The sequence below is a fragment of the Roseibium algae genome (assembly GCF_037783265.1).
Taxonomy (GTDB): domain Bacteria; phylum Pseudomonadota; class Alphaproteobacteria; order Rhizobiales; family Stappiaceae; genus Roseibium; species Roseibium algae.
The window spans coordinates 257,263-263,914 of sequence record NZ_JBAKIA010000006.1 but is presented as its reverse complement, the minus strand read 5'-3'; the positions used below and the strand labels follow the sequence as shown (position 1 = coordinate 263,914).

The window sequence follows — 6,652 nt, the reverse complement described above, 5'->3', positions numbered from 1 at the left end:
TCCGCCTGCCTCAACACCGCCATGATCTGTGCGTCGCTGTATCGTCCGTTCTTCATCAAAAATCTCCTCAGATATCTTGCCGAGAAAATTCTACTTTTGAACACCACTAATTTTAGGGGGGATTACCAAACGACATAGCGAATCACCGCCTTAATCAAAACCTATAAAACCCAAACCATTTCGTTAACTTACAATTAATTCCCTTGCGTTATCTTCGATTTTATCGGGATTTGTTTCTGGTAACCCGGAGGTATAGGCAATGGAAGCCTCATTCGTCCGGCCGCCATCGCCGTCTTACACGGCGATCACGCCGGCAACTCGCGCCCCTGAGCGCATCGAACCGGCAGCTAAAACAGAGCTGCCAGCAAGAAGCACGGTTTCGCCGTCTGCTGAGGCAGACGACAGTCGTCGTGCTTCGGACAACCAACGTTCAAACGAACCAACTGCGCCCGGTCAAACATTGGAGCGCAAGAATATTCGTGACCCGGAGAGCAAGACACTGATCTATGTTGCTACAGATAGCGACACCGGAGAAGTTGTCCATCAGGTGCCGAGCGAAACACTTCGCAGGATTCGCGCCTACGCGAAAACAATCTCCGATCAGGCAAACGAAGCCCGATCACAGGCCGTCGCCAAGACCGCCTGAAACAAGGCACGAGCAGAAAGCCGCCCGACTTATTGAGGCGGCTTTGATTGTGTCATCAATTCCTCCGCTTCCTCAGTACTGTTACGCTCCAAGATCAGCTTACCTGTCGGTGGTTCTTTCGCTTTTGCCCCAGGGCGCAGCACTATTGAGCAATAACTAAGCGTGTGCTGAACCTCATCACACACCTGCCTGCCGTAAAAAGCGCGCCCATCACATACATCCAGCACTGAAAAAAACGCCTCCTGTTCGACTGATGAGAGCGCGGTGCGAGATGCAAATTGCAAGTCCCAATTACACAACATTCATCAAAAGAAACAAAGCGTTAAGGTTAACTAGCGCTAACCATCTTTCTTTACAGACCGTTACCATCTCAGCGCCATGGTGTGTTCGTCGGACCCAGAATGGGTTCTGTTCTGCGTATTCCTAGAAGGGAAAAATTATGACTGATATTACAATTTCGAGCGCTGTTCGTTCCAACTTGAATGCTTTGCAGTCCACATCTAAAATGATGAGCGAAGTTCAGGAGAAACTTTCGACCGGTAAAAAGGTCAACTCGGCTCTCGACAATCCCAACTCCTTCTTCACTGCCAAAGGCTTGGAAAATCGCGCAAACGATCTTTCCTCCCTGCTTGATGACATGGGCCAGTCTGTTCAGACTCTAAAAGCAGCAGATACAGGTATCGGCGCGATTTCTGATCTGGTCGATGCAGCCAAGGCGAAAGCCAACCAGGCTTCGCAAACGTCTAGTCAGTCCGAGCGTGCCCAGTATTCCAAGGAATACAATGAGCTGCTGACCCAGATTGAAGACATCGCGAAGGATTCCGGTTACAAGGGCAAGAACCTGCTCGGCGGCACCGGTAACGATCTTTCCGTGACATTCAACGAAGATGGCTCATCCAGCCTGTCGATTTCATCAGTTGACTTTACTGATAGCGCAAGCACAACTGGTCTAAGTCTTTCAGACTTGGCTGAAGGATCTGAAAGCAGCAGCACGATCGACCTTGGAACGGCAGCGAATACATCCGTTACGCTGGATTCAGCGACTCAATTTGCGACCGGCGATGTGATCAGCATTACAGACGTAAACGGTACGGAATTGGGCTCACTGGAAGTAACCGATACGACGACAGTTGCCGATCTCGAAGCAGTTTATGATGGCATTGATGGTGTGAGTGCGGCGTTTACGACCGACACACTCACCGTTACATCTGATTTTGAGATCACGACAAAGAGCACCGGTTCGACTCCGGCCGACACCACTTCATCTGGTGGCACGAATTCAGGCTTCGCCAAAGACAGCGATATTGATGCGGCCCTTTCCAAATTGAAAGGCGCACAGGACACACTCCGTTCTCAGGCATCTACCTTTGGTACAAATCTGTCCATCGTGGAAAGCCGCCAGGACTTTACAAACAAGCTGATCAACACCTTGGAAGAAGGTGCTGGTAAGTTGACACTGGCCGATACCAACGAGGAAGGTGCCAACCTGTTGGCTCTTCAGACCCAGCAGTCACTGGCGTCAACCTCCCTCTCCCTGGCATCCCAGGCTGACCAGAACGTTCTGCGTCTCTTCTAAGAAACGCAAAAGCGAAAATCATCAACGGCGGGCCATCTGGTCCGCCGTTTTTTTGTTTTTCACCCAAATAAGAAATCTCCCGATCACAAAAAAATCCCCTTTCCCCACAAGTCGTTAACCACTCGTTAACCCTAAAAATGCAACTGATTAACCATTGATTAGGGTTAACAGAAGATGATCCTGGTTAAGCCGCTCAGAACGAGCGGAGACAATTTTGGGACCCAGGAAAGGGAACACAAGTGGCCGACAATATTACCCTATCCGCCGGCGTGCGGCAGAACCTCCTCACACTTCAGTCCACCGCGGACATGATGTCCAGCGTCCAGAACAAGCTGGCAACTGGCCTGAAGGTGAATTCCGCTCTCGACAATCCGAATTCATTCTTCACAGCATCGGGTCTTAACTCTAGGGCAAGTGACCTCAGCAATCTTCTGGAAGACATGGGGCAGTCGCTGCAGACCATCAAGGCAGCTGACGAAGGTATTTCGACCATCACCGATCTGGTCGAATCCGCCAAAGCAAAGGCCAACCAGGCCCTGCAGAGCCAAAGCCAGTTCGAGCGCGCAAAATTCGCCGCCCAGTACAACAACTTGCTGGAACAGATTGAAGATGTTGCCAAGGATTCGTCCTATAAGGGCAAAAACCTTCTGGCAGGTGACGGAAACGACCTGACGACCATCTTTAACGAGGACGCAACGTCCAAGCTAAAAGTTGGCGCCGTAGACTATACAGATTCAACACTCTCAACTGGCTTGAATCTGAGCGATCTTGTTGAAGGTCAGGGTGGCGCAACGTCGTTCCAGATTGAGGGTGGAGAAACGACTCTCACATTGGATGATGGTGCAGGCACCACCTTGAACTCGAGTTCTCTTCTGGTTGATGGAGATGATTTCATCAGCGGTGACGATTTTGTCATTCGCGACGCCACCGCGACACCGGGCGCGCAGTTGACGATCGCAGTAGATGGAACGACCACTGTTCAAGATATCATTGATGGAATTAACTCAATCGCGGGCGTCCGTGCAGAGTTCGACGAAAGCAATGGTGAACTGACCGTCATTTCCAATGACAGTCTTACCATGCACTCAGTTGGCACCACTTCAGCGTCACTCTCGTCATTGACAGCAGCTGCGATCACAACTTCTAGCACCAAACTGTCAGAATCCGGTTCCTATAAAGTCGGCGATACATTGACACTCACCGACGGCAACAACTTCGAACTCGGATCGATCGAGATCGAAGAAGATACAACCGTCGATGATCTGACCACTTTCATTGATGACTTCGCTGGTGTAAGTGCAACATTCAACACAACAACCGGCAAACTTGCATTGGAAAGCGAGACAGACTTAGCCTTTACCAGTGACAATGCCAACTTTAATGCAAGTGCATTTACCGCAGACACGGATGGCGTGAATATTGCCGCTCTGAAGGACAGTGGATTTGCCACAGACAATGCCATCAATCGTGTCGTCGACAAATTAAACAATGCCCTCGAGAACTTGCGATCACAGGCCTCAGAGTTTGGTACCAATCTGTCAACTGTTGAAATTCGGCAGGATTACACCAAATCGATGATCAACACTTTGGCAGAAGGCGCTGGCAAGCTAACCTTGGCAGATTCCAACCAGGAAGGTGCAAACTTGCTGGCCTTGCAGACAAGACAGCAGCTTGCTTCCACGTCCCTCTCATTCGCATCGCAGGCGGATCAGACAGTACTTTCTCTCTTCTAAAGAGAATCGGTCGGACGCACGACTCACAACCTGACAATCAGAAACGGCGGGACCTTCCCCGCCGTTTTCGTGTTTCAGGTCCATAAAAATCAAAACATTCAATTTTTTTATCTTTATTTTTCAATTAGTTAAAAAAAATATTTTGGTAACTCATCTTACCTAACTATTAACACGCGCCCTACAGGTTAACTTTTCATTTACACTTCTGGCGCTGGTCTATTCAGTGATGAAGGTATTGGTAACTCGGGCCTTTAATTCGAAGGCGCCTGATAAATGATATGGTGAATTCAGATGGGCGATATTGTTCTCTCCAGTGCTGTTCGGGAAAACTTGCTCTCCTTGAAAGGTACGGCAAAACTTCAGTCGACAACGCAAAACAGACTTGCGACAGGTTTGAAGGTCAATTCCGCTCTCGATAATCCAAACTCATTTTTCACGGCGGCCGGCCTCAACGATCGGGCAAGCGATTTGAGCAGCCTTCTGGACAATATGGGCCAGGGGGTCCAGACAATCCGGGCAGCAGATGATGGTATCACTGCAATCACGCAGCTGGTTGAATCTGCCAAGGCAATTGCAAACCAGGCTCTTCAGACGCAAAGCGAATTTCAGCGCAAGGCGCATACAGAGCAATACAACGACATCCTCGAACAAATTGAAGATCTTGCCCGTGATTCCGATTACAAGGGCAAAAACCTTCTGGCCGGACTTGGCAATGAGCTTCAAGTGATCTTCAACGAAGACAGCACCTCGAACCTCAAAATTGACCCGGTAGACTTCACCGACACGTCATTGTCGAATGGGTTGGCGCTCTCTGATCTCGAGACTGGCGCTGGCGCAACATCTTCCTTTTCCTTCGCTGGTGCGTCTACAACCCTTGATTTGCCAACCCTGCAGGCGTCATCGAAGCTATCGGAACTGGGCACTTGGGCAGATGGTGATATTATCACTGTCACCGATGGCACAACACCAACCACATTCACGGTTGGGTCCGGGGTCGGGGAAATTGAGACCGTCCAGGACTACGTCAATGCGCTGGATGGCATTCAGGGACTTAAAGCGACCTTTGATGAAACCACAGATCAAATCACGATCGTATCAGGGTTAGGTCCCTCAGTGACCCTAAGCATCAGCAAAGATAATACCGGTGGGGGAACCGCAACGGGCGGCGGCGGTACCGCTGGCGCAGCAACAACATCCACAACAACGGCAATGACTGCAGCTGCAAAGCTAACGTCCTCTGGCGGATACGACGTCGGTGACGTTCTGTACATTACCGATGGGAATGGTTTCGAAGCAGCCGCTCTTGAAGTCGACAAGAACACAACCGTCAGTGACGTTGTCAGCCTGGTGAAGTCTATTAAAGGTCTTGATGCCAATTTCTCATCTGGCAGCGTCAGCCTTGAAGGCGATGTCTCCTGGAACATCACCAGCTCCAGCAAAGACTTCAACATTGACGCATTTGCCACAACAGATGGAACAGTAAAACTTACAGCCACGGATTCTGGTTTTAAGGACGACACAGATATTGAGCGTGTTCTCAAAGCGATTAATGCTGCCCTTGATGAACTTCGCTCCGCAGCAAGTAATTTCGGAACGGCTTTGTCGACTGTTGAAATTCGGACAGATTTTACCGAAGAGCTCATAAACACACTGGAAGTAGGGGCTGGGGCCCTCACAATTGCTGATATGAATGAGGAAGGTGCAAACATGCTGGCGCTTCAAACACGCCAACAGCTTTCATCTACAGCTTTATCTTTGGCAAACCAGGCCGAACAGAGCGTCCTCAGCCTCTTCGGCTAGTAGCGTAAGAATAATTCGTTAAAGTATCTGCGACATCTGCGTTAACCTTTGCGTAATGTTGCTGCTGGATACTTTATTTTGGAGGTCAAGAAATGGCGCTCAAGGTCGAGCTTAAACCGGGCGAAAGAATAATCATTGGCGATTCTATTATTACCAATGATAATCAGCGGACCCGGTTGTTTATCGAAGGCAAGGCGCCAATCCTGAGAGAGAAAGACATTCTCACGCCGACGACCGCAAATACACCGGCCAAACGGGTCTATTTGGCCGTTCAGCTGATGTATATATCCAGTGAAGTAGACAAGATTCAGGAAAATTACTTCACTCTTGTGAATGACATTGTGAAGGCTGCGCCGAGTACAGTCCCCTACGTAACGCGGATTAGTAACTCGATCATAAGCGGCGCCTTTTACAAGGCACTGAAAGAAGCACGTAAGCTTATCGAGTACGAGAGGACACTGATCGGTCATGTACAAACAGGCAGCCCAGGCTTATCAGAAAACGAGCCAGGTAGCAGTGTCCCCGAGGGAGCTGGAAGCGACCCTTCTCATGAAGGCAGCAGCCCGGCTTCAGCTGATAAAGGATGAGTGGGACACAAGCTCTTTCGCCGAGCGAGATGACGCACTAACTTATAATCGTAAGCTTTGGACCATTCTGGTAACGTCTGCGACGAGTGACCAGAGCCCGCTTCCATTGGAAATCAAGAATAATTTGGCCTCACTGGGTGTCTTTGTGTTCAAGCACACCATGGCGATCATCGTTGATCCTCAGCCAGAGAAACTCACAACGCTGATTTCGATCAATCGAAACATCGCTGAAGGTCTGCGGGTCAGGCCCGAGTAACGAAAAGCCAAATTGTCAGACGCATAGAAAGGCCGAAGCTTATAAAAAGCTTCG

The 6,652-nt window shown here is 49.6% G+C and carries 6 protein-coding genes; all 6 read left to right on the top strand.

The window, feature by feature from the left end; genetic code table 11:
• Positions 1-259 precede the first annotated feature (259 nt).
• The 6 genes from V6575_RS12165 (at position 260) to flaF (ending at position 6,598) form a co-directional block, all read left to right on the top strand.
• Positions 260-646: a hypothetical protein gene (locus tag V6575_RS12165; protein ID WP_340274611.1), complete on the top strand. Its 387-nt coding sequence runs from the start codon at positions 260-262 to the stop codon at positions 644-646.
• A gap of 439 nt (positions 647-1,085) precedes the next feature.
• The gene (locus V6575_RS12160) at positions 1,086-2,222 is read left to right on the top strand and encodes a flagellin N-terminal helical domain-containing protein (RefSeq protein ID WP_340274610.1); all 1,137 of its coding nucleotides are present in this window, start codon (positions 1,086-1,088) and stop codon (positions 2,220-2,222) included.
• Between the two features lie 239 nt (positions 2,223-2,461).
• Positions 2,462-3,955, top strand: coding sequence for a flagellin N-terminal helical domain-containing protein (locus tag V6575_RS12155; protein WP_340274609.1), 1,494 nt, complete (start codon positions 2,462-2,464; stop codon positions 3,953-3,955).
• 291 nt (positions 3,956-4,246) lie between these two features.
• Positions 4,247-5,755: a flagellin N-terminal helical domain-containing protein gene (locus V6575_RS12150; RefSeq protein WP_340274608.1), complete on the top strand. Its 1,509-nt coding sequence runs from the start codon at positions 4,247-4,249 to the stop codon at positions 5,753-5,755.
• 92 nt (positions 5,756-5,847) lie between these two features.
• Complete coding sequence (gene flbT / locus V6575_RS12145; protein ID WP_340274607.1) at positions 5,848-6,342, top strand: flagellar biosynthesis repressor FlbT; 495 nt, start codon at positions 5,848-5,850, stop codon at positions 6,340-6,342.
• Complete coding sequence (flaF, locus tag V6575_RS12140) at positions 6,224-6,598, top strand: flagellar biosynthesis regulator FlaF (RefSeq protein WP_340274606.1); 375 nt, start codon at positions 6,224-6,226, stop codon at positions 6,596-6,598. Before flbT ends, flaF begins: the two co-directional genes overlap by 119 nt.
• Positions 6,599-6,652: the final 54 nt, after the last annotated feature.

What these genes read in the sequence shown, in the direction of transcription:
- V6575_RS12165 (WP_340274611.1), top strand. Translation starts at nt 260, where the DNA reads ATGGAAGCCTCATTCGTCCGGCCGCCATCGCCGTCTTACACGGCGATC.
- V6575_RS12160 (WP_340274610.1), top strand. Translation starts at nt 1,086, where the DNA reads ATGACTGATATTACAATTTCGAGCGCTGTTCGTTCCAACTTGAATGCT.
- V6575_RS12150 (WP_340274608.1), top strand. Translation starts at nt 4,247, where the DNA reads ATGGGCGATATTGTTCTCTCCAGTGCTGTTCGGGAAAACTTGCTCTCC.
- flbT (WP_340274607.1), top strand. Translation starts at nt 5,848, where the DNA reads ATGGCGCTCAAGGTCGAGCTTAAACCGGGCGAAAGAATAATCATTGGC.
- flaF (WP_340274606.1), top strand. Translation starts at nt 6,224, where the DNA reads ATGTACAAACAGGCAGCCCAGGCTTATCAGAAAACGAGCCAGGTAGCA.